At 53.8% G+C, this 413-nt stretch carries 1 rRNA gene; it reads right to left on the bottom strand.

What is annotated here, in order from left to right:
• Window positions 1–59 precede the first annotated feature (59 nt).
• A 23S ribosomal RNA gene (locus tag HMPREF2562_RS09085) occupies window positions 60–413 on the bottom strand; the annotation flags it as partial.

The following is a 413-nucleotide window of genomic DNA, read 5'->3' as shown; positions in this document are numbered from 1 at the left end:
GGTGTCATGCCAGACACTGAATAACGGACGCGAGCAAAAACCCTGTAATTCACACTTTGTGTGTTGAATGTTTGGTCTATTAGTACCGGTCACCTCCACACCTTACGATGCTTCCAGATCCGGCCTATCAACCCCATCATCTATAGGGGACCTCAAAAGAAACCTAATCTTGGAACAGGCTTCCCGCTTAGATGCTTTCAGCGGTTATCCCTTCCGTACGTAGCCAACCAGCCATGCCCCAGGCGGGACAACTGGCACACCAGAGGTACGTCCATCCCGGTCCTCTCGTACTAGGGACAGCCTTCCTCAAGTTTCTACGCGCGCGGCGGATAGAGACCGAACTGTCTCACGACGTTCTAAACCCAGCTCGCGTGCCGCTTTAATGGGCGAACAGCCCAACCCTTGGGACCTAC

Origin of the sequence: Corynebacterium sp. HMSC077G07 (assembly GCF_001809225.1) — a bacterium.
GTDB classification, from domain to species: Bacteria; Actinomycetota; Actinomycetes; order Mycobacteriales; family Mycobacteriaceae; genus Corynebacterium; species Corynebacterium jeikeium_D.
Note: the sequence above shows the minus strand (reverse complement) of the source record. Positions and strands in the feature narration are given on the sequence as shown.